Consider the following 24,126-nt stretch of genomic DNA (forward strand, 5'->3'; position numbering starts at 1 on the left):
CGGATGGACCGGGCGGAGCAGGCGGGCCGGGCGGACCGGATGGAGCTGCGTACGCTGCGCTACTTCGTGGCGGTCGCCGAGGAACTCCACTTCGGCCGGGCGGCCGTCCGGCTGCACATGAGCCAGCCGCCGCTGAGCCGGGCGATCAAGGCGCTGGAGACGGACCTCGGCGCCACGCTGTTCCACCGCAGCTCCGCGGGCGTCACCCTCACCGGGGCCGGTGCGGTACTGCTCGACGAGGCGCGCGCCCTGCTCGACCGGGCCGCACGCGTACCCGCTCGCGTGGCAGCCGCGGCCGGCGCCGCGACCCTCACCGTCGGCATCCTCGGCGACAGCACCGACCCGGACGTGAACCGGCTGGCGGACGCCTACCGCCGGCGCCACCCGCACGTCGAGGTCACCGTCCGCGAGACCGACCTGACCGACCCCACCTGCGGGCTGCACGCAGGGCTGGTCGACGTGGCCCTCACCCGCGGCCCCTTCGACCCGACCGGCCTGACCACGGGGGCGTTGCGCGCCGACCCGGTGGGCGCCCTGCTGCGCGCCGACGACCCGCTGGCCGGCCGGGCGAGCCTGACCCCGGCCGAGCTGGCCGACCGCCGTTGGTTCCGCTTCCCCGAGGGCACTGACCCGCTGTGGCAGGCGTACTGGAACGCCGGGGAGGCGCGGCGGGGGCCGGTGGTGCGCACCGTGCGGGAGTGCCGGCAGGCCGTCCTGTGGAACGGCACCGTCGGCATGACCCTCGCGGACCACGTGCCCGGCGACGGCCTCACCGTGGTTCCGCTGACGGGCCTGCCGCCGAGCCCCGTGGTGGTGGCCTGGCCCCGGGCCGGCCCGAACCCGCTGATCCGCTCGTTCGTCCGGCTCGCGATCGCCGTGTACGACAGTCCTGGTCCTGGTCCTGGTCCTGGCCCTGGCCCTGGCCCTGGCCCTGGTTCCTAGGTACGCGTCCACCGCTGCGACGCCGTTCCGGAGGAACACGTCTGCGCCCTGACGGAGCCGTCGTCGGCCCGGGTGAGGCACCCGTCGTTGAAGACGCTTCTCAGCAGCCCGCCCGAGCCGGTGCGCCACAGCATCGAGGACGGGAACCCCACCTGGTCGCAGCTGCCGGTCTCCGCCACCTGGCCCATGAAGGCGGCGGTCAGGCACTTGCCGGAGGAGTTGTTGACGATCTTCACGGTGCCGTCGGACCCGCTCTTGAACGACCAGGACGCCGACGCCGCCGTGCAGGACCCCGTGCTCGCCCACCCGGTGAAGTCCGGGATCAGGCACTTGCCGTTGCCGCCGTTCTTGAGGGCGAAGGTGCCGGAGGGGGTGCCGGTGCCCTTGGAACCACCGCCGGACGGCTGGTCTCCCGACCCGGACGACCCGCCGGAGTCGGACGACTCCCCCGAACTCCCGCCGTCGCCCGACCCGCCGGCCCCGTCCGAGCCGCCTGCTCCGCCTGCCCCGCCGTCGTCGCCCGGTCCCCCGCCCCCGGCGGCAGGCGCACCACCGCCCCGGCCGGCTCCCCCGCTCCCGTCGTCGCCGCCCGCGGCGCCCTTGCCGTCCGCGCCGTCTCCGCCCTCCTTGCCGCCCTTGCCGTCCTTCGCGTTCTCGTCACCCTTCCCGTCCGACGGCGACGCGCTCGCGGACGGCCGTTCACTCGCCGACTTCGAGGGCGGGCCCGCCGGGTCCGGGGACGCCGAGACGGACGGGGACGGGGCGGTGTCCGCCTCCGCCTTGTCGTGGGAGGCGTACGGCAGGAGCTGGACGGCGAGGGTCGCGCCCGTCGCCAGCACGATCGGGACGACGCCGACGAAGACCCGGGTGCGGCGTCGGTTCTTACGCCGTCCGGGCTCCTCGCTCTTCGCGTCCGTCGCCGGGGGCTCAGGGTCGGGCAGGTCCGCCGCTCGGGGTAACTCCTTGACGAACGCCGCTCGTTCGGCCAGGACCCCGGCCACGCCCCGCGGCCACAGGGGCGGCTCGTACGGCCCGTGCCGCTCGGCCACGGCGAGCAGCTCGGCCGCGGCGAGCAGCTCGGCCGCGGTCGGCCGCCCCTCGTGGTCCTTGTCGAGACAGGACTTGACGACGTCGGCGAGCTCGCCGTCCAGGTCCCTGAGGGGCTGAAGGTCGGGCTCCTTCGTCAGGATGCGGTTCAGCACGGGCAACGCCGAGTCGTCCCCGAACGGCGGGTGTCCCGACGCCGCGTACGCCAGCACCCCGCCCAGCGCGAACACGTCGACCGCCGCACTGGGCGTCCGGCTCCCCGACGCCTGCTCCGGTGACATGTAGGCCGGCGTCCCGACCACCTTGTCCACCGACGTCAACTGGCTCTGATCGGCGGCCCGGGCCACCCCGAAGTCGATGACCGTCAGGCCGTCCACCGTCAGCATCAGGTTCGACGGCTTCAGGTCCCGGTGCACCATCTCCAGCGCGTGCACGGCCACGAGCGCCTTCGCGGCTTCCCGCAGGATGAGCCACAACGCCCCGGCGGGCAGCGGGCCGCCGTGGACGTCCAGCGCCTGGGACAGGGTGATGCCCGGCACGTACGCGGTGGCGAACCACGGCGGGGCCGCCTCCCGGTCCCCCGCCAGCAGCGGCGCGGTCACTCCCTCGGGCAGCCGGGCGAGGTTGTCCAGCTCGTGCCCGAAGCGGCGCAGGAAGCCCTTGTCCTCGGCGGCGACCGAGGGCAGCACCTGCTTGACCGCCACGTACCGGCCCTCGTGGACGCCGAGGAAGACCCGGCCCATGCCCCCGGCGCCGAGGCGCCCGATCAGCGGGATCGGCCCGATCCACCGCGGGTCCCGAGCCTCCAGCGGCTCCGCTCCACTGCCGTCCAGCTCCAACACGTCGACCCTGTCCCCCCGTTGTCCCGACGACCGAGGACCCGCGGCCCGCCCGCTCCCCTCCGAAGTCCGGGCGGACACGCGTGTCCCGCAGGGGACAGTCTGAGCCAGACGGGCCTAGGATTGAAAGAAGCTTCTAGAAAATTATTCTAGAAAACGGGAAACGAGAGCACGCCTGCCCATGAGCCCCAAACAACACCGCGGCGAGGTCACCTCCGACCTCCTCCTGGACGCCGCCCTCCGCCTCTACACGGAGTCGGGCGAACAGGGCGTCACCGTCACCGCCGTCACCCGGACCAGCGGGGTCAGCCTCGGCAGCCTGTACCACCACTTCGGCAGCCTCGACGGCCTGCTCACCGCACTCACCGAGCGCTGGACCGGGCGGCTCCTCGCACAGCTGGTCACCGCGCTGACCAGTACCGAAACCGCCCGCGAGGGTATCCGGGCCGTGGTCGGGGCCTACCTCGCCTTCGTGCGCGACCACCCCGGCGCGGCCCTCCTCGTGCACTCCCCGAGCGCCGACCGGCGCCTGATGGCGCGGGGTCAGGAGATGCGGGACGCGCAGCAGCCGACCGTCTCGGCGATGTCCCGGTGGATCCAGCCCCGCATCGACGCGGGTGAAGTGGCCCCGCTCCCCGTGCCGTTGCTGGAGAGCCTGGTCCTGGGCCCGGTCGTGGCCGTCGCCCGGCGCCACCTGTCCGGGATCCGGGACGTCGACCTGGACGAGGCGGCGCGCATCCTGCCGGAGCGGATCTGGCGGTCGATCAGCGCGGACGGGGCGTAGCCCGGCGGGGGTGGTTGTCCCCCGAGGGGACTACGGGCAGGTGTCCACCGCGGGGTGACGTTCCGGGACCGGTGGATCCATAGAGTCCTCATCAGTCGCCGAGCACCACAGGCCGACCGAGAGAAACCCCCCCCCAACACCGCGTCCCTACCCCACCCTTGCCCGCTGGAGGCCCCCCCATGTTCCGCACCCTCGCCAAGGCGACCGCCGCGATCGCCGTCGTCTGCGCCGTGGCCGGCGCGGGACTCGTCCTGAACGAGGAGTACGGCAAGGACGACTCCGACGCGAAGGACACCACCGCCTCCGCGGGGGCCTCCTTCACCGGCACGAAGAAGATCGACGCCGACGGCCACACGGTCAACGTCTCCTGCTCCGGCCACTCGGACGCGGACCGGCCGCTGGTGATGCTGATGGCGGGCGGCGGCGAGGGCCTGGACAACATGGCCGCCCTTCAGAAGTCCCTGAGCAGGACGGACCGGGTCTGCTCCTACGACCGCCTCGGCGAGGGCAAGAGCGACAAGCCCGCCCCCGGCACCCTCCAGACCGTCAACGACACCGGCGTCCTGCTCACCAAGCTCCTCGACCACCTCGCGGGCGACCGCCCCGTCGTCCTGGCCGGCCACTCCCTGGGCGGCTACATCGCCGCCCGCTACACCCCCGACCACACCGACCGCGTCAAGGGCCTGGTCCTCCTGGACGCCACCGTCCCCCACCTCACCCGCGACATGAACCGCACCATCCCCGCCGACGCCACCGGCCCGGCGACCCAGGTCCGGGACGGCGCGCTCGCGGCCAACGAGGGCCAGAACCCGGAACAGTTCGTCATCGCCGACGGCCCGGTCCACTCCGCCAGGGACATCCCCGTCGAGATCCTCAAGCACGAGTCCCAGTACGCCGCGGTCCCGGAGTACGGTCCCGCCCTGGAGACGATGTGGGCCAAGGGCCAGCAGGAGTGGCAGCAGCTCTCCACCGCCGCCGAGCTGACCACCGCCAAGGACAGCGGCCACTACATCCACACCGACCGCCCCGACCTCGCCCTCGAGGCCGTCCAGAGCGTCACCGCCCGCGTCACCGCCCGCGTCACCGACGCCCGGTAACAGCCGCCGCCCCCACAGACCGGCCCTGGGCCGTGGCTTCCCCCGCCACGGCCCAGGGCCTTCGGGCCGTCCGGTCCCACGCATAGGCTGCGCCCGGTGAGCAACCGCGAGCGGCGTCTGCGGACCGTCGATCTGGCCCGGGCCGTCGGGCTGTCGACGCAGCAGGTGCGCAATTACGAGGACGCCGGTGTCCTGCCCCCGGCCGGACGCACCGACGCCGGGTACCGGGTGTTCGGGGAGCGGCACCGGGAGGCGCTGCTGGCGTACCGGGCGTTGCAGCCGGGGTACGGGGCGGTGACGGCGACGCGGGTCATGCGGGCGGTGCACGCCGGGGACGTGGCCGGGGCGCTCGCGCTGATGGACGCCGCGCATGCCGCCCTCCACGAGGAGCGGGTCGCGCTGCGGGCCGCCGGTGAGGCGCTGGAGGCGCTGGCCGGCCGGGAGCCGGGGCCGCCGCCCGGAACGGGTGGCGGCCTGCGCATCGGCGAGGTGGCCGCGCTGGTCGGCGTACGGACCTCCGCGCTGCGGGTGTGGGAGGCGGCGGGGCTGCTCGTGCCCGGACGGGAACACGGCACCGGGTACCGGGTGTACGGGCCCGCCGACGTACGGGACGCGCGGGTGGTGCGCACCCTGCGCCGCAGTCACCACGTCTTCGAGCAGATCCGGCCCGTGCTGGAGGACCTGCGGCGCGCGGGGAGCAGCGAGGCGCTGCGGGCGGCGGTCGAGGCGCGCGGGCGGGCCCTCACCGCGCGGACGCGGTCGATGCTGGCGGGGGCGGGCGCCCTGGACGCGTACCTGGAGTGACGGGCGAGGCGTGAAGGGTGCAGGGGGGAAGGGTGAAGGGCGGCCGGGCGGTGGGGGCGTATCGGCGTTCGAGAGGCCATCCGTTCCGTTGAACAGTGCCGACACAGCGGGTGCGCGGTCGCGGAGACGGCATTCCCTTGGTCGGGTCTGTACATCTGCGAACGGAGACCTCCTCGTGCGAATGACCGACATCCAGCGCTGCGAGATCCGTCCCGGGCGCCTCGTCGAGTGGACGCTCAGCCCCGGCACGCTCGACATCGCGGCGGCGCTGCCCGAGGACACGCGGCCGCCCGCCTACATCCAGGAGTCGCACATCCGCACGGCGCGGTCGGTGCGCGAGGACGGACTGTTCGTGCCGACCTGGCTCGGGGCCGCCTTCGACATCCCGGGGCCGGTCGATCTCGACGTGCTCCAGGAGGCGTTGCGGGCCTGGACGCTGCGGCACGAGACGCTGCGCAGCGGTTTCCGGTGGAGCGGCGAGAGCGGCGACACGATGCGGCGGTTCACGCTCGACGCCGACGCCGTGGCGCTGCACCGCGAGGACGTCGGGGACTTCCCGGACGCGGCCGAGCTCGCCCGGCATCTCCAGGACCGCTTCGACCACGTCGCGGACGCGCTGCGCTGGCCCAACCTCATCTACACGGCGGTCGTCCGCGACGACGGCGTCAGCGTCTACATGGCCTTCGACCACAGCAACGTCGACGCGTACTCCATCTACCGCATCCCCGCCGAGGTCGGCGAGTTGTACGCGGCGGGTGTGGCGGGGCGGACCGTGCCGCACCCCCGGGTGGGCTCCTACGTCGACTTCTGCGAGGCCGAGCGGGCGGACGCGGACCGGATCGACGGCGGCCACGACATCGTCGCCCGCTGGCGGGAGTTCATCCGCCGCTGCGACGGGCGGCTGCCGTCCTTCCCCGTCGACCTCGGCGTGCGGCCCGGCGATCCGCTGCCCGAACAGCGGCTGCTGCGCGAGCCGTTGGTGGACGCGGCCGACGCCGCCGCGTTCGAGGCGTACTGCCGTCCCTACGGCGGCAGCCTGGTCGGCGTGCTGGCCGCGACCGCGCTGATCGTCCACGAGATCGGCGGCGAGCCCGTCTACCGCACCGTCGTGCCCTTCCACACCCGGTCGCGGTCCCAGTGGACGGAGTCCGTCGGCTGGTACGTCGGCGGCGCGCCCATCGAGGTCCCGGCGGACCGGGCCCACGACCTCCCCAGCGCCCTCGGCACCGTCCGCGCCGAACTCCAGGCCAACCGGCGGATGTCCCGCATGCCGATCGACCGGGTGCTGCGGCTGCTCGGCACGGACTTCCGGCCGACCTCGCCCGACCTGTACTCGATCGTGTCGTACGTCGACGCCCGCGACGTCCCCGGCGCCGCCGGCTGGCCGGACCGGACGGCGTACGCGCTGCTGCGGGTGTCGTACGGCGACCAGGTGTGCGCCTGGGTCACCCGGCTCCCGGAGGGCCTGTGGTTCGCCAGCCGCTACCCGGACACCGACGTCGCCCACAAGAACCTGCGGCTGTACGTGGAGCGGCTGCGGGACATCATCACCTCGGTCGGTCAGAAGCCCACGGACTGAAGGGCGCCGAGGCCGACGTCGGCGTAGGAGTGCTTGCCGGAGACGAAGATGTTGACGCCGTAGTAGTTGAAGATCCAGCAGGCGAAGGCGGCCAGGGCCAGGTAGGCGGCCTTGCGGCCCTTCCAGCCGGCGGTGGCGCGGGCGTGCAGGTAGCAGGCGTAGGCGACCCAGGTGATGAAGGACCAGGTCTCCTTGGGGTCCCAGCCCCAGTACCGGCCCCAGGCGTCGCCCGCCCAGATCGCGCCCGCGATGATCGTGAACGTCCACAGCGGGAACACGGCGGCGTTGACGCGGTAGGCGAACTTGTCGAGGGAGGCCGCGGCGGGCAGCCGGTCCAGGACGGAGCTGGCGAACCGGCCGGGGGTGCCGCCGGCGGCCAGCTTGCTCTCGAAGTTGTCCTTGAAGAGGTACAGGATCGTGCCGACCGCGCCGACGTAGAACACCGCGCCGCAGAAGATGGCGGTCGAGACGTGGATGTACAGCCAGTACGAGTGCAGGGCGGGCACCAGCTGGTCGCTCGCCGTGTACAGGACCGTGACGGCGAGGCCGAGGTCGAGCAGGACGGTGGTGGCCAGCGGCAGGCCGAGCCAGCGGACGTTCTTCTTCAGCAGGAGCAGCGCGAGGTACACGCCGACGGCGACCGTCGTGAACGTGATGTTGAACTCGTACATGTTGCCCCACGGCGCCCGCTTCACCGACAGGGCGCGGGTGAGGACACCGCCGGCCTCCAGGGCGAAGGCGAGGACGGTGAGCGAGATGGCGATCCGCCCGTAGAGGTCGCCCTTCTCGGTGCCGCCGTGCGCGCCCGGCCCGTCGGGCACGTCGCGGGAGCCGGAGGCGGTGCGTACGACGACCTCCGGCCGCTCCAGTACGGCGGTGCCGCCGGCCTTCTTCACGGTCACGGCCGGTCCGGCCTTGGCGGCGCCCGCCTTGGCCCGGCTCGTGGCGGTGAGCGCGGCGGCGGTGCGGCCGACCTTGCTGCGGCTGCCGAAGAGCCACTCGGCGATGTGCGCGAAGAAGGCCAGGGTGTAGACGGCCATCGCGGAGTAGATCAGCGTGTTGCTGAGGTTCGCGAGATCCTCGTTGGTCGCGGCGGCGAGATTCATTTCTTCTCAGCCCCTTCGGCAGTGACGGCGTGGGTGTCGGGGGTGTCCGGGGAATCGGGGGTGTCGTCGTTCTCGGGAGCGTCGGACGCGTCGGAGGTGTCGGAGGAGTCCGGCGCGCCGGGTGCCTGGTCGTACAGGACCCCGGCGAGGTCGCCGAGCTCCTCGGGGAGCTTCGCGGACTCGCTGCGGCCGAGGCCGGCCATCTCCACGACGGTGACGCCGTCGGCGCCGCGCACGGCCCGCACCCAGACGCGGCGGCGCTGGATGAACAGGGAGCCGGCCAGGCCGAAGATGGCGACGACGGCACCGCCGAGCGCCCAGCCGCTGGCGGGCTGCCGCGTGACCTGGAAGCCGGCCCACTCCTGGACGCCGTTGAAGGTGACCGTGCCGGCGCCGTTCGGGAGGGTCATGGTGTCGCCGACCTTGAGTCGCTTCTTGAACAGCTTGCCGTCGGAGTCCTTGAACTCCTTCAGGTGCGTCTTGTCCAGCTGGTACACGCTCTGCGGGAAACCGGCGTTCACGCCCAGGTCGCCGTGGTAGGCGGACAGGGCTAGCAGCGGGCTCCGCAACGCCGGGAACTGGGACAGCATCATTGAGTCCGGGCCGCCGTAGGTCGGCAGGAAGAAGGCGTTGAAGCCGAGCTGTTCCTCCTCGCCCTTGGCATTGCGGTAGCCGTCCATGACCTTGACGGCACCGGAGGAGGTGACGTTGCCGTCGATCGGCAGCAGGGCGACGGCCTCGCGGTCCATGACCACGTCGCCGCGGGCGTCCTTGATGGTGAGGATCGGCGCGTAGCCGTGGCTGACCAGGTAGACCTTCGAGCCGTCGATCTCCAGCGGCTCGTTGACCTTGATGGTGGTCGGCTTCTCCGCGCCGTCCACCCCTTCGCTGTACACGACGGCCGCCTCGTAGGTACGGGGGGTGCCCCGGTTGGGTCCGGTCGGCTCGTAGGTGCCCTTGAAATCCTTCAGGACGAAGCTGAAGGGGTCCAGGTCGTCCGGGGTGAACAGATTCCCGGACTTGAAGTCGTCGTACTGGGCGAGGGTGTTGGCGAAGCCGCTGCCCTCCAGGACCAGCTTGTTGCCCTCGTACTTGAACAGCTGCCCCCAGGCGAAGGCGATCAGCATCACGATCAGCGCGATGTGGAAGGCGAGGTTGCCGACCTCCCGCAGGTAGCCCTTCTCGGCCGCGACGGCGTCGCCGGCGGGGTCCGTGTCCGCGCGGAAGCGGCGCTTCCGCAACAGCCTCAGGGCCGCCTCGCGGACCTCCTCGGGCGCGGTCCCGGTGCGCCAGGTGGTGTAGGCGGGCAGCCGGTCCAGACGCCGGGGGGCGCGGGGCGGGCGGCCGCGGAGCTGGCCGACGAACTGCCAGGTGCGCGGGACGATGCAGCCGATGAGGGAGACGAACAGCAGGATGTAGATCGCGGAGAACCACACCGAGCTGTAGACGTGGAAGAGGCCGAGCTTGTCGTAGACCGGCCCAAGGATGTCGTGGTTGTCGCGGAACTCCTCGACCTTCATGGCGTCCACGCCGTCCTGCGGGATCAGTGACCCCGGGATCGCGCCCAGCGACACCAGCAGGAGCAGGATCAGCGCGACGCGCATCGAGGTGAGCTGACGCCAGAACCAGCGGGCCCAGCCGGTCACGCCGAGCGCAGGGAGGTTCGGCGCCTCCTCCTCGGGGGCGGTGGAGAGCTGGGACCCTGCGGCGGCGAGGTCACGGCCGTCGCCGCCTGTCTTCGGGGAGTCGGGCGTCGAGGTACTGCGGGTGTCGCTCATCAGATTCCCGGGGTGAAGCCAGTGGACCAGGTCTGCATCTGCTGCACGAGGGCGTCCCACGCACCGGTCAACAGCAGCAGACCGGTCAGGATCATCATGCCGCCACCGATGCGCATCACCCAGACATAATGCCGCTTGACCCAACCGAAGGCGCCGAGGGCCCTGCGGAACGCGATCGCGGCAAGCACGAAGGGGACTCCGAGGCCGAGGCAGTAGGCGACCGTGAGAACGGCGCCGCGGCCCGCGCCTGCCTGGGTGGACGAGAGCGCCAGTACGGAACCGAGGGTCGGGCCGATGCACGGCGTCCAGCCGATACCGAACAGCGCGCCCAGCACCGGCGCGCCGACCAGGCCGGTCGCCGGTCGCCGGTGGAAGCGGAACTCGCGCTGGGTGAGCCAGGGCATCAGGCCCATGAAGAACGCACCCATGAGGATCATGAGTACGCCCAGCACCTTGGTCAGGACTCCGCGTTGTTCCTGGAGCGTCTGCCCGAAGTAGCCGAACAGTGCACCGCCGGAGACGAACACCGCGGTGAAGCCCAGGACGAACAGGGCGGCGCCGGCGGCCATCCGGCCGCGCCGCGCCTCGGCGAGATCCGCGCCAGTGACCCCGGTCACGTAGGACAGATAGCCGGGCACGAGAGGCAACACGCAGGGGGAGAAGAAGGAGAGGAGGCCGGCGAGCAGGGCGATCGGCAGAGCGAGCAGGAGCGCTCCGCCGGTCACCGTCGCGCCCGGGTCCGCGGCGAGCGTGAAGAGCGGGCTCACGTCACTTCTCCGCGAGGACCGGAGCGATCATCTTGCGGAGCTCCTCCTCGCTGAGCGGAGCGAGCGCACGGGCGGCGATTCCCCCGTCTCGGTCGAGGACGAGCGTGGAAGGGATCGCCTGCGGATTCAGCGTGCCCTTCCTGAAGCGGAGCAGCAGCTTGCCCGTCGGGTCGTACAGGCTCGGATAGGAGACACCGAACTTCTGCTCGAAGGCTCGCGCTGGGCGCGTGTCGGTGTCGCGGGTGTTGATCCCGACGAACTGCACACCTTGATCCTTCAGGTCCTGATACACCTTCTCGAAGTTCTTGGCCTCGAGGCGGCACGGCCCGCACCACGACCCCCACACATTGAGGACGACCACCTTGCCCTCGTAATCGCCGACGTCGACCTGCCCACCGTCCACGGTTGCGCCTGAGAGGTCGGGTGCGGCCGCCCGGTCTCCCTTCGCGGCCGTGGCGATGCCGTCCTCCCCCATGATGAAGTTGGTGTCGCCACCTCCCCCGGAAGCCCCTCCGGACGTACAGGCGGACACGGCCGACATGACCGTCGCCACGGACACGGCGGCGACCAGGACAGCGCGGACCCGGGAGGGACGGGACCGTTTCGAGCGTGCGGGGGCGCGACTGGCGGCACTCATGTGAAAAGTTTCGCATGCGCGGTCCGGCATCCTGCCAGCACCCCCGCGTAATGCAGAATCCACACTTCAGGTGACGCAGTCGGGCATCTCCGTAACTACCTGATCGAAATCAGCTAGCCCGACACCTGCCCGGCGGATACGATCTTCGGCGCAGGCGAACACATGACCACCGACCGTTCGCCGCACCAGAAGAAACGAGGGGATCATGAGGATCGGCAAGGGTACGGGAGTTCTGCTCTCCACGGGAACGCTGCTGGCAGGTGCCCTGGTGGGCTTCGGCTCCGGAACGGCGAACGCGGCGCCCAGCGTGTACTTCACCAGCGATTCCCACAGCAACGGCCTCGAGCTCGTGGTCCATCTCAACGGCCATGTGGCCGGCTACGGGGACTGGTTCACCGACCCCGAGGGCAGCCAGCCCGGCGACGCTCTCGCCGCGACCGACTCGTGGGGGGACGGTTACTGGATCGCCGCGAACCTGGACACCGGCCGGGTCGCCACGACGCGGGGCCACAACGCGCCGTACAGCGTCACCAAGACCGGCAATCTGCCCGAAGGCGAATGGCACAAGATGTGGGTCTGCGTCGGCAAGGGCACGTGGTACAAGTGCTCCGCGAAGCACTCCGTTCACGCCTAGAACCGTGCCCAGAGTGTGACACGACCTGAATGACCGGCGTCGTCGCCCTCGGTTCCGAGGGCGACGACGCCGGTGTCGTCGACGCACCCGTCACCCCCGCCATGGACCGCCACGTCAGGCGCCCAGCCCCTTCCAGCCGCCGGCCGGCCGCTGTCCCACCTCGACGGTACGGAGCTTGGCGAGCACCTCGGGCTTCTGCACGTCCAGCCAGTCGGTGAACTGCCGGAAGGAGACGAGCCGGATGTCCTCGCCCTTCTCCTTCTCGCGGGCGATGTGCTTGAGGACGTTCTCCACGGCGTCCATGTAGATGCCGCCGTTCCACTCCTCGAAGTGGTTGCCTATGAAGAAGGGCGCCCGGTTCGTCTCGTACGCCCGCTTGAAGCCGGATATGTACGAGTTCGTGGCTTGTTCGCGCCAGCCCGGGTAGTTGTGGGCGGGGGCCTTGGTCGAGTTGACCGACTGGTTGGCGAGGATGTTGTAGTCCATCGAGAGGACCTCGAAGGAGTGCCCGGGGAACGGTATCTGCTGGAGCGGCAGGTCCCAGATCCCGTCCTTCTTCACCGGCCACACCTGGCGGCCGCCGGGCGAGGAGGCGTCGTAGCGCCAGCCCAGTTCGCGGGCGGTGGGCAGCAGTTTGTCCTGGCCGAGCAGACAGGGCGTGCGGCCGCCGACGAGTTCCTTGTCGTAGTCGAAGGGCAGGGACGGCAGGTCGGTCCAGCCGCTGTTGGTCCGCCACTCCTTGACGAAGGACTTCGCCTGGTCGATCTCGCTGCGCCACTGCGCGGACGTCCAGTTGCCGACGCTGCCGCCGCCCCCGCAGAAGTGGCCGTTGAAGTGGGTGCCGATCTCGTGCCCGTCGAGCCACGCCCGGCGGACGTTGGTGAGCGTCGCCTTGATGTGCTCGTCGGTGAGGTAGCCGATGTCGGAGGCGCCGCGCGGGTTGTTCGGCGGGTCGTAGAGGCGCTTCTTCGACTCGGGCAGCAGATACAGGCCCGAGAGGAAGAACGTCATGTGCGCGCCGTGCTCCTGGGCGAGGTCCAGGAAGCGCGGGAAGAGCCCGTTGCCGACCTCACCGGCCCCGTCCCAGGAGAAGACGACGAACTGCGGCGGCGTCTGGCCCGGTTCCAGCGGCACGGGCGCGTCCGGCTGGTGCGGCTGCTTGCCGGTGTACGACGTGGAGCCGTCGCCGATGGGCTTCGCCGGGGCCTTGCCGCTGCCGGAGGGCGACGGCTTCCCGGCGTCGCCGGAGCCGCCGGCCTGGTGCGAGCCCTCCGACGAGGAGTGGGAGCCGGTGCCGCAGCCCGCGAGCCCGACCGCCGCCGCGGCCCCCGCGCCGAGTCCGAGCATCCCCCTGCGGGTGAGAGTGCGGTTGGTAGTGCGCATCGCAACCTCGTTCGTCGCGTCCTTGTGGTCACTAGGTGAGAGGACGCGACGAACGAGCGGGTTCCGGAAATTTGTGCGGGTTGGGTAACAGTGGACAGCGGGCCCACAGAAAGGGGGCAGGGCCCCGGGGCGGTGGCCGATGGCCGATGGCCGGTGGCCGGTGGCCGATGGCCGATGGCCGATGGCCGATGGCCGATGGCCGATGGCCGATGGCCGATGGCCGATGGCCGATGGCCGATGGCCGATGGCCGATGGCCGGTGGCCGATGGCCGGTGGCCGATGGCCGGTGGCCGATGGCCGGTGGCCGGTGGCCGGGGTGACCGTCAGGCCCCGTACGCCTTCCCCTGCCCCTTCACCGGCTTGGCCCCCGCGAGGAGGTGGGCCGGGACGAGGTCGCGTGCGGGCTCGGTGTAGCCGACGGAGACGATCTTGTCGCCGCGGTAGGTGAACGTCGTCAGGGACGCCAGCGTGCACTGCCGCTTGCGCGGGTCGTGCCACAGGCGGCGCCGCTCGACGTAGGACCGCAGGATCCAGATCGGCAGCTGGTGGCTGACGACCACGGCCTCGTGGCCGCGCGCCCGGTCCCGTGCGGCGTCGATCGCGCCCTTCATCCGCACCACCTGGTCGACGTACGGCTCGCCCCAGGACGGCTTGAACGGGTTGACCACGTGCTTCCAGTTGGCGGGCCGCCGCAGTGCGCCGTCGCCGATGCCGAAGGTCTTGCCCTGGAAGACGTTGTCGGCCTCGATGAGGCGGGCGTCGGTGCCGAGGTCGAGCCCGTGCGTCTTGGCGATCGGCGTCGCCGTCTCCTGCGCCCGCTCCAGCGGGGAGGCCACGACGTACGTCACGTCGCGGGGCGCGAGGTGCTCGGCGACCCGCTCGGCCATGCGCCGGCCCAGCTCGGAGAGGTGGTAGCCGGGCAGCCGCCCGTACAGGACGCCGGTGGGGTTCTCGACCTCGCCGTGCCGCATGACGTGGACGACGGTCAGCTCTTCGTCGCGTTCCTGGTCGCCGTTGCTCATGCCGTGGCCTCCGCTGCGGCTCGGGCCGCCGCCGGGAGGGCGTCGGCGATGCGCTGGACGGCCCGCTCGTCGTGGGCGGCGGACACGAACCAGGACTCGAAGGAGGACGGCGGCAGGTAGACGCCGTTCGAGAGGAGGGAGTGGAAGAAGGCGGTGAACCGGAAGGACTCCTGCGCCTTGGCGTCCTCGTAGTTGCGGACCGGCCGGTCGGTGAAGAACACCGAGAACATGTTGGAGGCGGTCTGCAGGGTGTGTGCGACGCCCTCCTTGCCGAGCGCCTCGGTCACGAGCGACTGGATCTGCGCGGACACCGCGTCGACCTTCTCGTACGCGGCGTCGTCGAGGAGCCGCAGCTGGGCGAGCCCGGCGGCGGTGGCGACCGGGTTCCCGGAGAGGGTGCCGGCCTGGTAGACGGGCCCGGCCGGCGCGAGGTGCGCCATGACGTCGGCGCGCCCGCCGAACGCGGCGGCGGGGAACCCACCCCCCATCACCTTCCCGAAGGTCATGAGGTCGGGCACGACCCCCTCCACCCCGTACCACCCGGCGCGGCTGGTCCGGAACCCGGTCATGACCTCGTCGGACACGAACAGCGCGCCGTTCGCGGCACACGCTTCCTTGAGCCCCTGGTTGAACCCGGGCAGCGGCGGCACGACGCCCATGTTGCCGGGCGACGCCTCGGTGATCACGCAGGCGATCTCGCCGGGGTGGGCGGCGAAGGCGGCGTGCACGGCCTCCAGGTCGTTGTACGGCAGCACGATCGTGTCGCTCGCCTGGGCGCCGGTGACGCCGGGCGTGTCGGGCAGCGCGAAGGTGGCGACGCCGGAGCCGGCCGCGGCGAGCAGCGAGTCGACGTGGCCGTGGTAGCACCCGGCGAACTTGATCACCTTGGTGCGCCGGGTGAACCCGCGGGCGAGCCGGATGGCGGACATGGTGGCCTCGGTCCCGCTGGACACGAGCCGGACCTCCTCCAGCGGCGCGACGCGCTCGACCATCGCCTCGGCGAGCGCGACCTCGCCCTCGGCGGGCGTGCCGAAGGACGTCCCGCGCGCGACCGCCTCCTGCACGGCGGCGATCACCTCGGGGTGCGCGTGCCCGAGGATCATCGGCCCCCAGGAGCAGACGAGGTCGACGTACTCGCGCCCGTCGGCGTCGGTCAGGTACGGCCCGGAGCCGGACACCATGAACCGGGGCGTGCCGCCGACGGCGCCGAAGGCACGCACCGGGGAGTTCACACCGCCGGGCGTGACGGCCGCCGCGCGGTCGAACAGAGCCTGCGAGGCCGGTGCTTCGTATGGATATGCCAGTTCGCTCATGACCTGCGACTTCTCCGACCTTCTCGACCTTCTCCGACGTATCGGACCCTGCGCGGGTCCCGCTCGGCCGCTGGTTGCCCAGGGTGACTTGGTCAAGGGTAGACAACCGCCCCGAACGCCGTGCCGTCTGCCAGACTGGAACCCATCCACGCAGCTCACCGAAAGGACGCGGGCGCGGCCGACGACCGTCCCGCGAACGCACGACGGACATATGACGTACATATGTTTCACCGCACGTTTCGGCGAGCGGCCGTGGGGGAGGTCACTGACACGATGATCGGGTTGCGCGGCGGGGGCCACGCGTCCTAGAAAAGCAGTCGGGTGGAGATATGCATCGCGGTGGCGGACTGGGCGAGGGGACCGACGACCTGGGTCCTCGACGTGCCCGGCGGGGAAGGCACCGACGCGAGGCGGAGGAAGCGTCCGAAGCACGTCAGACACACGGCACGCCGGGCGAGCCCGACCGGCTCGACGGACGGGCCGACCGGCTGGGGGCGGGGAGCAGGAATGGTGGTCGGGTGGGGGTGACCTACAAGTACTTCGGCGCGCCCGACGGCGCGACCGCGGCCCGCGTCCCGATCTCGATGCGCCCCGAGGAACTGGGCGGCGACGAGCTCGGGATGAACGGCATGTTCACCAAGATCAAGCCGGAGACCATGGCCGCCATGGTCCTCACCGGCATCGAGGGCGTCCCCCTGCACAAGGTGCCCCCGCTGGAACTGGTCGTCCTGCACCCCGACTACGCGGTCGTGAAGCTCCCGATGACCGTCGTCGACCCCCTGCGCGGCATCGGCGAGGAGGCGGTCGGCGCGGCGGCCTTCATCTGGTCGACGGTCCCGGACCGGGGCGGCCCGCGGGACGCGTTCAACGTGTACCAGCTGCTGCACGAGTGGCAGGACTTCAGCCACCGGCTGCACGAGGCGGGGCATCAGCCGTACTGCCTGGTGTGGCCCTGAACGGAACGCCGTAGGGGTCGGGCCGGGTCGGTCACGGCCCGACTGGCGCCCTGAGAGGTCACCGACCGGCCTCCGCACCCGTCGTGCGGCAGGTGCAGCCCGGACGGCAGCCGCACGCGTCCTCCTCGGCGTCGACCTCGACGGTCCCCGCGCCGACCGGAGGGGCAGGGGCGCAGCAGCCCTTGCCGCGCCAGGCGTCGCGCCCTTCCTTGACCGCGATGCCGGCGATGGCCAGCGCGGTGATCGGGTCGGCCCAGGACCAGCCGAGGGTGGCGTTGAGGACGAGGCCTGCCAACAACACCGCCGAGAGGTACGTGCACAACAACGTCTGCTTGGAATCCGCCACGGCCGAGGCGGATCCGAGCTCGCGCCCGGCCCTGCGCTGCGCGGCGGACAGGAACGGCATGATCGCGAGGGAGAGCGCGGCGAGCACGATGCCGGGGACGGAACGCTCGGCCTCGCCGGTTCCGGTCAGCGCCCGGACCGCGTCGACCGTGACGTACGCGGCGAGCGCGAAGAACGACACCGCGATGATCCTCAGCGCCGTCTTCTCCCGGGCCTCCCGCACCGCGTGATCGGCTGCGCGGAACTGCCAGGCGACCGCAGCCGCGGAGGACACCTCGACGACGGAGTCCAGGCCGAAGCCGATCAGTGCGGTGGACGAGGCGACCGTGCCGGCGGTGAGGGCGACGACCGCCTCGACGACGTTGTAGGTGATCGTCGCGGCGACCAGCAGTCGTATCCGCGTCGCCAGCACTTCTCGGCGGGCCGGAGAAGGGCCGCGGGTTGTGGGGATCTCAGCGCTCACAGTCAGCAGCACCCCTTGTCGTCGGCTTCGGCGCACGTGCGGTCGCTCTCCACGGCCACCACCGCGGTGCGCAGGTCGTCCAGCGCGTGGCCGAGTCGTTCGTCGGCCAACTCGTAGCGGGTGCGGCGGCCGTCGGGAACCGTGACGACCAGGCCGCAGTCACGCAGGCACGCCAGGTGGTTCGACAACCGGGTCCGGGAGACGCCGAGCGCGTCGGCGAGGTCGGCCGGGTAGGCGGGGGCCTCGCGCAGGGCGAGCAGGATGCGGCAGCGGATCGGGTCGGCCAGCGCGCGGCCGAACCGGACCAGCACCTCGATCTCGGGGGCAACAGTCAGCACACGATGACGGTACAGGGCATCCTGAATTCAGGAAACCGTGTATCGAGAGAGGGATCGCGGGCAAGAGTCGCGGGTGATGCGCCGGCTCACGATCCGCGCCGGGCAGGGGGCAGGCGGGGCGGCGCGGGCCGCGACCGGTCCCCTGTTCCGGTCGCGGCCCCGCTGTCGCGGGTGTTGAGGCCGGTCACGAGCCGCAGCAGCCGCCCGCCGCCGGAGCGTCCTCGGCGGCGGCGCCCACTGCCGTGGGCGGGGCGAGCTGCACGAGCTGCGGTTCCGGTGCGGCGCAGCAGCCGCCGCCGTCGGCCGGCCGGGCGTCGGGGGTGTCGAACAGGCCCGCGCCGCCGCAGACTCCGGTCTCGGGAAGGGTGAGTTCGACGCGGTCGGCGGCGTCGAGGTCGCCGGCGATGGCGGCGGCGACGGAGCGGACCTGCTCGTAGCCGGTCATGGCCAGGAAGGTGGGGGCGCGGCCGTAGGACTTCATGCCGACCAGGTAGACGCCCTGCTCGGGGTGGGAGAGCTCGCGGTGACCGTGCGGGTAGACGGTGCCGCAGGAGTGCTGGTTCGGGTCGATCAGCGGGGCCAGGGCGACCGGGGCCTGGAGGCGTTCGTCCAGGCTCAGGCGCAGCTCGTCCAGGAAGGACAGGTCGGGGCGGAAGCCGGTCAGCACGATCGCCTCGTCCACCGGCTCCAGGCGTCGGCCGTCCTCGCCCACGAGGACCAGACGTCCGTCGGCGTCGCGTTCGAACGCCTCGGTGCGGAAGCCGGTCACCGCGTCCGCGTGCCCCTTGTCGACCGCGGCCTTCGCGGCGAGGCCGAGGGCGCCGCGGGCGGGGAGCTGGTCGGCGGTGCCGCCACCGAAGGTGGACGCGGAGATCCCCCGGCGCAGGACCCACAGGCCCCTCGTCCCCGCACCGTCGGCGGACTCCGCCAGCTCGGCCAGGTACGCGAGCGCGGTGAAGGCGGAGGCACCCGAACCGATGACGGCCGTGCGCCTGCCCGCGTAACGGGCGCGTACGGCCGGGTCGTCCAGGTCCGGTACTCGGTAGGTGATCCGGTCGGCCGCCGCCCTCTCGCCGAGGGCGGGCAGGCCGCTGCCGCCGGCCGGAGAGGGCGTGGTCCAGGTGCCGGAGGCATCGATCACGGCGCGGGCGAGGACACGCTCCTCACGGCCGTCGGCGTACTCGACGTGCACGACGAACGGCTGCTGCTCCCGGTCGGCGTCGACGATCCGATCGCGGCCGGCGCGAGAGACACCGGTGACCGCGGCCCCGGTGCGGACCTTGTCGCCGAGGGCGTCCGCGAGCGGCCGCAGGTACCGCTCGGCCCACTCTCCGCCGGAGGGATACGTCGCCGGGTCGGGCCGGGTCCAGCCGGTGGAGGCCAGGAGCTTCTCGGCGGCCGGGTCGACGACCTCGCCCCAGGTGGAGAACAGGCGTACGTGGCTCCACTCACGCACGGCCGCGCCGGTCTCGTCGCCCGCCTCCAGAACGAGGGGCTCGATGCCGCGCTCGATGAGGTGGGTGGCTGCGGCGAGCCCGACGGGGCCCGCACCGACGACGATGACGGGGAGCTGCTGGGTGCTCATGATGCTCGGTCTCCTCTGGGGGTGAAGGGTCAGCGCGCGTGGGTGAAGGCGGCCATCTGGGCGTGCCGCCGGCGTTCGGCCGCTCGGGAGGCGCTGTCGCCGACCTGGGCGCAGTTGTCGCAGAAGCTGACGCCGGCCAGGTGACGGACGGCGCGGCGGGCACGGACCGCGGTGAGCACGGCACGAAGGGTGGTCACGACGACTCCTTGCTTCGATATCCGTCGATGTCTCTCCACAGCCCGGAGCTTGCCACTCGTATCGACGAGCGTCAACATAGACACATGTCGAATTCAGAGGTCGTGGAACTTCCCGTCCTGCCGGACAGTGACGTCGTGCCGTGCTGCCCGCCGATCACCGCCGGGGAGCTGTCCCGGGCGGACGCGGAGAAGATGGCCGCCATGTTCAAGGCGCTCTCGGACCCGGTGCGCCTGCGGCTGTTCTCCAAGGTCGCCTCCCACCCGGGCGGCGAGGCGTGCGTGTGCGACATCGCCGACGTCGGCGTCTCCCAGCCGACCGTCTCCCACCACCTCAAGAAGCTGCGCGAGGCCGGCCTGCTGACCTCCGAGCGGCGCGGCACCTGGGTCTACTACCAGGTCGCCCCGTCCGTGGTGGCGGCCATGGCGGCCATGCTCGACCTGCGCGGCCGACCGGTGCCATGAGCCGGCTCCGCGGTGACCTGGTGGCGGGGCGGATTCACCACTGTTCCGTTGACTGCGGCCGCGGGCCCGGCGGCCGGTCCTGGGCAGCCGCACGGCCGGGCGCGAGTTCAGATGTCCAGTCGGCGCGCGATCCGGTGGGCGGCCTCGCGGGCAGGGCGGCCCACGCCGATCAGGGTGGCGGAGGCGGGGCCGGTCCGGTCGCCGTGGTCGGCCGGGGAGAACAGGTGCAGCGAGTCCCACATGTGCTGCCAGGCCCCGCCCTGCGCCGGTCCGGCGTCGAGGACGGTGAAGTCGATACCCAGACGACGCAGGTGATAACCGGCGGCGAGCCCTGCTTGGCCACCGCCGGCCACCACCGCGTCCACGTCCCGCGTCACGGGGCCGTGGTCACCGCGTCGGCGGCGAACTTCCTGCGCCAGGCGAGCGCGACGTAGACGAGGCCGATCAGCACCGGGACTTCGATGAGCGGTCCGACGACGCCGGACAGGGCCTGGCCCGAGGTGACGCCGAAGGTGGCGATGGCGACCGCGATGGCCAGCTCGAAGTTGTTGCCCGCCGCGGTGAACGCCAGCGTCGTGGTCCGGTCGTAGGCCAGACCGAGGCCCTTGCCGAGAACGAAGCTGCCGAAGAACATGACCGCGAAGTAGACGAGCAGCGGCAGCGCGATCCGGGCGACGTCCAGGGGCTGGGAGGTGATGGTCCTGCCCTGCAGGGCGAAGAGGATGACGATCGTGAACAGCAGCCCGTACAGCGCCCAGGGGCCGATCTTCGGCAGGAAGCGGGACTCGTAGCTCTCGCGGCCCATCCTCTTCTCGCCGATCCGGCGGGTCAGGAAGCCGGCCAGTAGCGGGACGCCGAGGAAGACGACCACGTTGAAGGCGATCTCCCCCGTCGAGATGTCCAGGTGCTCCCCGTCGCCCAGACCCAGCCAGCCGGGCAGCAGGTCGAGGTAGAACCAGCCCAGCAGGCCGAACGCGACCACCTGGAAAACGGAGTTGAGGGCGACCAGGACGGCGGCGGCCTCGCGGTCGCCGCAGGCGAGGTCGTTCCAGATGACGACCATGGCGATGCAGCGGGCCAGGCCGACGATGATCAGGCCCGTGCGGTACTCGGGCAGGTCCGGCAGGAAGATCCACGCCAGGGCGAACATGACCGCGGGTCCGAGGACCCAGTTGATGACCAGGGAGGAGATCATCAGCCTGCGGTCGCCGGTGACTGCGTCCAGCTTGTCGTAGCGGACCTTGGCCAGGACCGGATACATCATGATCAACAGGCCCAGTGCGATCGGCAGGGAGATCCCGCCGACCTCCACCTTCGCCAGCGCGTCGTTCAGTCCGGGGATCACTCGCCCGAGCCCCAGGCCGACGGCCATGGCGATGAGGATCCACACCGCGAGGTAGCGGTCGAGGGTGGAGAGCTTCCTGACGATCGAGTCGTCCCCGGCCCCGGTCTGCGCCGAGGTGGTGGGCTCGGTGGAGGTCACGGGCAGGCCCTCTTGTTCTCGGCGGCGGTGCGGGCGGCGGCGGCGAGTCCGGCGAACTGCTCGGACAGGCCGGCCAGAACCTCGGACTTGAGCCGGTAGTAGGTGTAGCGGCCGCAGGGCTCGGTCTCCACGATCCCGGCCTCGCGCAGCACCTTCATGTGGTTGGAGAGGTTGGTCTGCTTGGCTCCGGTCTCCTCGACCAGGTGCGTGGTGCAGAGCGTCTCGCGCGCCAGGAGGGTCACGATCCTCAGACGCAGCGGATCACCGAGCGCCCGGATCACATCAGGGTCGACTGAAGTCAGCATGCGCTGATACTCTCACATCACCACTTGCTGATATCAGTGGGGGCTGAAGTCATCGGTGGCCGGGTTCCACCGCGCGACGAGAGAGAACGATCACCATGGCCGACAAGCCGTCCGTCCTGTTCGTCTGCGTCCACAACGCCGGCCGCTCCCAGATGGCCGCCGCCTGGCTGGCCCACCTGGCCGGCGACCGCGTCGAGGTCCGCTCCGCCGGCTCCTCCCCCGGCGACCGGGTCAACCCGGCGGCCGTCGAGGCCATGGCCGAGGTCGGCATCGACATCTCCGAGGAGATGCCGAAGATCCTCACCGTCGACGCGGTCCGCGAGTCGGACGTCTGCGTCACCATGGGCTGCGGCGACACCTGCCCGGTCTTCCCCGGCAAGCGGTACCTCGACTGGAAGCTCGACGACCCGGCCGGCCAGGGCGTCGAGGCCGTGCGCCCGATCCGCGACGAGATCAGGACCCTGGTCGAGGGTCTGATCGCCGAGATCGCCCCGGAGAAGCCGGAGGCGGTGGCGTGAGCGGGATGCGCGAGGTCGTCCTGATCGGGCGCCGCCGCTGCGAGCGGGCGCCGGCCGCGCTGAACGCGGAGCGCCGTCTCACCGCACTTCACGACGGGAGCTCCGAGGCTGCGTTGATCGCCTTTCCGGCCTGAACGCCTGGCCTCTCGGGACGGCCGACTCATGCACCGGGCCGCCCGGACGGTCGGCCTGACGATTCGACTACCGGTTCTCGTACAAGTGCCGCCCGTCGCCGCACGAGTGGCAGCACTCAGCCACCGGCTGCACGAGGCGGGGCATCAGCCGTCCTGCCTGTGTGGCCCCGAGCCAGGTCCGGCAGGGCCACGGGCGTCGTCGGCGGCGACCCGGCGCGGCGGGCCGGGTCGCTGCCGTACGGTTCGCCTGCGGTCAGGGTGCCACCGCGTTGACCGCCGGGGTGCGGAGCATCCGGCGCGCGGTGCCCAGTGCGGCGCCCAGGGTCGCTGCCGCCGCGACGGCGACGAGGGCGAGCAGGAGCCAGAGCGGGACGTCGGGCAGCCAGCGGTCGGCGCGGGCGACGCTGTACGGGATCACGGTGACCGAGCCGGCCACCGCGCCCAGGACGGTGCCGGTCACCACCACGAGCGCGGACTCGGTGCGGATCGCCTGCATCACCTGGCCGGGTGTCGCACCCGCGAGCCGCAACTGGCCGAACTCCTTGCGCCGGGAGACGGTCGAGGCCACCAGGGTGTTGATCAGCATGATGCACGCGAACACGACGATCATGCCGATGACGACCAGGTTGAGCGTCTGGATGTTCTGCTGCTCGTTGGTGCGCAGGTAGCCGGACGCGGCGACGGCCCGGTTCTCGATGAGCTGCAGGTAGAGGATGCCCGTGCCGATCCCGGTGAACAGGATGATCGGCGACAGCGCGGCGGCGGCCTGGCCGGTGCGCCGACGCAGGTACTGCACCGTCAGGTATCCCGCCACACCGCGGCCGCGCAGCAGGCGCCCCGCCACGGCGGTCGCGACGCGTACGACGCCGGGGGCGAGGACGGCCAGCCCGATGGAGGTGAGGATGGACGCCTGGCCCGCGACGGGCATGGCGTCCGGGCCCTTGTCGGCGAACGCGGTGACGGTCAGCACGCCGAGGTAGCCGCCACCGGCCAGCAGTACGGTCGCCGGGGCGATGCGCTTCCATCCCATACGGCCGGGGCCGGCGTCCGCAAGCGACTCGGCCACGCTGACTCCCGTGGCCTGCCGGGACGTCCACAGCGCGGCGAGTACCGCCGACAGTACGGTGACCGCGCACCCGATCGACAGCGCGACCGCCCCGAACGCGAAGGCGACGCCGTCGGCGACCTGGCCGGTGTCCACCAGCAGGTCGAGCAGCACGCGGCCCAGCAGGTACGCCGGGGCCACCGCGACCACGACGGCGGCGACCGAGACCAGCGCCGCCTCACCCACGACCATCCGCACGATCTGCGCCGGGGTGGCGCCGGCGCTCTTGAGCAGGGCCGTCTCCGCCGCACGCTGACGCACCGACAGGCCCAGTGTGGAGACCACCGCGAACACGACGAGGCACATGCCCCAGCCTCCGACGACGCTTCCCATGGTCGTCAGCGTTTCGGAACTGGTCGCGTCGACACCGGCCCCGCGACCGGTGTCCAGCATCGACGCGAACGACATCACCATCGTCGCGCCGAACAGCAGCACCAGGAAGGTGCCCGCGAAGGACCCGGCGCGGCGGCGCAGCGAGGCGCGAGCCAACCAGAACAACGCCC

25 protein-coding genes and 1 pseudogene are annotated in these 24,126 nt (G+C 71.8%); 10 read left to right on the plus strand and 16 right to left on the minus strand.

The window, feature by feature from the left end; all coding sequences use genetic code 11:
- The first annotated feature begins 39 nt into the window (after positions 1-39).
- Positions 40-942 carry a LysR family transcriptional regulator gene (locus OHA99_RS15745; protein ID WP_405698959.1) on the plus strand — a complete coding sequence of 301 codons (903 nt, stop codon included), beginning with the start codon at positions 40-42 and terminating at the stop codon, positions 940-942.
- On the opposite strand, the gene OHA99_RS15750 is transcribed toward OHA99_RS15745, so the two are convergent.
- The gene (locus OHA99_RS15750) at positions 939-2,831 is read right to left on the minus strand and encodes a protein kinase domain-containing protein (protein WP_405696245.1); all 1,893 of its coding nucleotides are present in this window, start codon (positions 2,829-2,831) and stop codon (positions 939-941) included. The two genes, OHA99_RS15745 and OHA99_RS15750, sit on opposite strands and share 4 nt — an antisense overlap.
- A 178-nt stretch (positions 2,832-3,009) precedes the next feature.
- On the opposite strand from OHA99_RS15750, the gene OHA99_RS15755 reads away from it, so the two are divergent.
- From OHA99_RS15755 to OHA99_RS15770, 4 genes are all read left to right on the plus strand, one after another.
- Positions 3,010-3,612, plus strand: a complete 603-nt coding sequence (locus tag OHA99_RS15755) for a TetR/AcrR family transcriptional regulator (RefSeq protein ID WP_164383676.1) — start codon at positions 3,010-3,012, stop codon at positions 3,610-3,612.
- 179 nt (positions 3,613-3,791) lie between these two features.
- Positions 3,792-4,709 (plus strand): alpha/beta fold hydrolase, encoded by a 918-nt coding sequence (locus OHA99_RS15760; protein ID WP_405696247.1) that lies wholly within the window; start codon positions 3,792-3,794, stop codon positions 4,707-4,709.
- A gap of 96 nt (positions 4,710-4,805) precedes the next feature.
- A complete protein-coding gene (locus OHA99_RS15765) occupies positions 4,806-5,513 on the plus strand; it encodes a MerR family transcriptional regulator (RefSeq protein WP_405696249.1) in 708 nt (235 codons plus the stop codon).
- A 175-nt stretch (positions 5,514-5,688) separates the two neighbouring features.
- The gene (locus OHA99_RS15770) at positions 5,689-7,092 is read left to right on the plus strand and encodes a condensation domain-containing protein (RefSeq protein ID WP_165685173.1); all 1,404 of its coding nucleotides are present in this window, start codon (positions 5,689-5,691) and stop codon (positions 7,090-7,092) included.
- Here the strand turns inward: OHA99_RS15770 and ccsB are convergent.
- The 4 genes from ccsB to OHA99_RS15790 are packed head-to-tail and all read right to left on the minus strand — an operon-like array spanning position 7,074 to position 11,380.
- Entirely contained in the window at positions 7,074-8,198 is a 1,125-nt protein-coding gene (gene ccsB, locus OHA99_RS15775) for a c-type cytochrome biogenesis protein CcsB (protein WP_153178520.1), read from the minus strand. The genes OHA99_RS15770 and ccsB overlap by 19 nt on opposite strands.
- Positions 8,195-9,976: a cytochrome c biogenesis protein ResB gene (locus OHA99_RS15780; RefSeq protein WP_405696252.1), complete on the minus strand. Its 1,782-nt coding sequence runs from the start codon at positions 9,974-9,976 to the stop codon at positions 8,195-8,197. Before OHA99_RS15780 ends, ccsB begins: the two co-directional genes overlap by 4 nt.
- On the minus strand, positions 9,976-10,743 hold the full coding sequence (locus OHA99_RS15785) for a cytochrome c biogenesis CcdA family protein (RefSeq protein ID WP_153178522.1): 768 nt from the start codon (positions 10,741-10,743) through the stop codon (positions 9,976-9,978). The genes OHA99_RS15780 and OHA99_RS15785 overlap by 1 nt, the downstream gene beginning before the upstream one ends.
- A 1-nt stretch (position 10,744) precedes the next feature.
- Positions 10,745-11,380, minus strand: coding sequence for a TlpA disulfide reductase family protein (locus OHA99_RS15790; RefSeq protein WP_153181815.1), 636 nt, complete (start codon positions 11,378-11,380; stop codon positions 10,745-10,747).
- 205 nt (positions 11,381-11,585) lie between these two features.
- Between OHA99_RS15790 and OHA99_RS15795 the strand changes: the two genes are divergently transcribed.
- Positions 11,586-12,014, plus strand: coding sequence for a hypothetical protein (locus tag OHA99_RS15795; protein WP_153178523.1), 429 nt, complete (start codon positions 11,586-11,588; stop codon positions 12,012-12,014).
- A 114-nt stretch (positions 12,015-12,128) separates the two neighbouring features.
- On the opposite strand, the gene OHA99_RS15800 is transcribed toward OHA99_RS15795, so the two are convergent.
- From OHA99_RS15800 to hemL, 3 genes are all read right to left on the minus strand, one after another.
- On the minus strand, positions 12,129-13,397 hold the full coding sequence (locus OHA99_RS15800) for a hypothetical protein (RefSeq protein WP_153178524.1): 1,269 nt from the start codon (positions 13,395-13,397) through the stop codon (positions 12,129-12,131).
- Between the two features lie 323 nt (positions 13,398-13,720).
- A complete protein-coding gene (locus tag OHA99_RS15805) occupies positions 13,721-14,419 on the minus strand; it encodes a histidine phosphatase family protein (protein WP_007387546.1) in 699 nt (232 codons plus the stop codon).
- The gene (gene hemL, locus OHA99_RS15810) at positions 14,416-15,732 is read right to left on the minus strand and encodes a glutamate-1-semialdehyde 2,1-aminomutase (protein WP_405696255.1); all 1,317 of its coding nucleotides are present in this window, start codon (positions 15,730-15,732) and stop codon (positions 14,416-14,418) included. Before hemL ends, OHA99_RS15805 begins: the two co-directional genes overlap by 4 nt.
- A gap of 518 nt (positions 15,733-16,250) precedes the next feature.
- On the opposite strand from hemL, the gene OHA99_RS15815 reads away from it, so the two are divergent.
- Positions 16,251-16,688 (plus strand): hypothetical protein, encoded by a 438-nt coding sequence (locus OHA99_RS15815; RefSeq protein WP_003974483.1) that lies wholly within the window; start codon positions 16,251-16,253, stop codon positions 16,686-16,688.
- A 58-nt stretch (positions 16,689-16,746) separates the two neighbouring features.
- Here OHA99_RS15815 and OHA99_RS15820 read toward each other — a convergent pair whose 3' ends face one another.
- The 4 genes from OHA99_RS15820 to OHA99_RS15835 form a co-directional block, all read right to left on the minus strand.
- Positions 16,747-17,496, minus strand: a complete 750-nt coding sequence (locus tag OHA99_RS15820) for a cation transporter (RefSeq protein ID WP_405696257.1) — start codon at positions 17,494-17,496, stop codon at positions 16,747-16,749.
- Positions 17,497-17,498: 2 nt separating this feature from the next.
- Positions 17,499-17,834, minus strand: coding sequence for a helix-turn-helix transcriptional regulator (locus OHA99_RS15825; RefSeq protein WP_087789957.1), 336 nt, complete (start codon positions 17,832-17,834; stop codon positions 17,499-17,501).
- A gap of 184 nt (positions 17,835-18,018) precedes the next feature.
- Positions 18,019-19,419, minus strand: coding sequence for an NAD(P)-binding domain-containing protein (locus OHA99_RS15830; protein WP_405696259.1), 1,401 nt, complete (start codon positions 19,417-19,419; stop codon positions 18,019-18,021).
- A 29-nt stretch (positions 19,420-19,448) separates the two neighbouring features.
- On the minus strand, positions 19,449-19,616 hold the full coding sequence (locus OHA99_RS15835; RefSeq protein WP_228126142.1) for a hypothetical protein: 168 nt from the start codon (positions 19,614-19,616) through the stop codon (positions 19,449-19,451).
- A gap of 84 nt (positions 19,617-19,700) precedes the next feature.
- Between OHA99_RS15835 and OHA99_RS15840 the strand changes: the two genes are divergently transcribed.
- Positions 19,701-20,078: a helix-turn-helix transcriptional regulator gene (locus tag OHA99_RS15840; protein WP_153178527.1), complete on the plus strand. Its 378-nt coding sequence runs from the start codon at positions 19,701-19,703 to the stop codon at positions 20,076-20,078.
- A 205-nt stretch (positions 20,079-20,283) separates the two neighbouring features.
- Here the strand turns inward: OHA99_RS15840 and OHA99_RS15845 are convergent.
- The 3 genes and pseudogenes from OHA99_RS15845 to OHA99_RS15855 form a co-directional block, all read right to left on the minus strand.
- Positions 20,284-20,455: pseudogene (locus OHA99_RS15845) on the minus strand (NAD(P)-binding protein); the annotation flags it as partial.
- Positions 20,452-21,561 carry an ACR3 family arsenite efflux transporter gene (gene arsB, locus OHA99_RS15850; protein WP_153178528.1) on the minus strand — a complete coding sequence of 370 codons (1,110 nt, stop codon included), beginning with the start codon at positions 21,559-21,561 and terminating at the stop codon, positions 20,452-20,454. The gene arsB and the pseudogene OHA99_RS15845, both read right to left, overlap by 4 nt.
- Complete coding sequence (locus OHA99_RS15855; RefSeq protein ID WP_153178529.1) at positions 21,558-21,866, minus strand: helix-turn-helix transcriptional regulator; 309 nt, start codon at positions 21,864-21,866, stop codon at positions 21,558-21,560. Before OHA99_RS15855 ends, arsB begins: the two co-directional genes overlap by 4 nt.
- Positions 21,867-21,961: 95 nt before the next feature.
- Between OHA99_RS15855 and OHA99_RS15860 the strand changes: the two genes are divergently transcribed.
- Both OHA99_RS15860 and OHA99_RS15865 read left to right on the plus strand, forming a co-directional pair.
- Positions 21,962-22,384, plus strand: coding sequence for an arsenate reductase ArsC (locus OHA99_RS15860; protein ID WP_405696262.1), 423 nt, complete (start codon positions 21,962-21,964; stop codon positions 22,382-22,384).
- Complete coding sequence (locus OHA99_RS15865) at positions 22,381-22,518, plus strand: hypothetical protein (RefSeq protein ID WP_366473059.1); 138 nt, start codon at positions 22,381-22,383, stop codon at positions 22,516-22,518. The genes OHA99_RS15860 and OHA99_RS15865 overlap by 4 nt, the downstream gene beginning before the upstream one ends.
- 253 nt (positions 22,519-22,771) lie before the next feature.
- On the opposite strand, the gene OHA99_RS15870 is transcribed toward OHA99_RS15865, so the two are convergent.
- Positions 22,772-24,121 carry an FtsX-like permease family protein gene (locus OHA99_RS15870; protein ID WP_405696264.1) on the minus strand — a complete coding sequence of 450 codons (1,350 nt, stop codon included), beginning with the start codon at positions 24,119-24,121 and terminating at the stop codon, positions 22,772-22,774.
- Positions 24,122-24,126: the final 5 nt, after the last annotated feature.

The organism is Streptomyces coelicoflavus, from assembly GCF_045041415.1.
Lineage (GTDB): Bacteria > Actinomycetota > Actinomycetes > Streptomycetales > Streptomycetaceae > Streptomyces > Streptomyces coelicoflavus.